This is a genomic window from Providencia sp. UF-224 (assembly GCF_058245955.1).
The window spans coordinates 1-328 of sequence record NZ_JBSICC010000129.1 but is presented as its reverse complement, the minus strand read 5'-3'; the positions used below and the strand labels follow the sequence as shown (position 1 = coordinate 328).

Genomic DNA, 328 nt, shown 5'->3' with positions numbered 1-328 from the left:
CGAGGACGGGACAATCTGCCCAATCCGAAATGTGCGTGCCAGACTCATCCTTTTTTCTCCCCAAACGGTGCATCGTTATCAGTCGGGTTTAATTCCTCCACACTTTGCCCCTCGCCATAAAAGCGGGCAGCACTCAGTGGGCGGCGGTTCACCTGTAAATCAAAGATATCAAAGCGATTATAGTGCCCCGTAATATCGTGCATTTGCCGTGGTTGAATACAGCGGTTTAAATCAATCTCGCCGTACACAATCCCTTCTTTATCAATCAGCGGTTCGCCAACCACGCGGCCATCTGGGCCGATAATGCCCGAAAAGGCACTGTTTGGAC

The 328-nt window shown here is 50.9% G+C and carries 1 pseudogene; it reads right to left on the bottom strand.

Annotated elements, in window-relative coordinates:
- Positions 1-44: 44 nt before the first annotated feature.
- Positions 45-328, bottom strand: a pseudogene (locus tag AC4IFO_RS23150) (carbon-nitrogen hydrolase family protein); the annotation flags it as partial.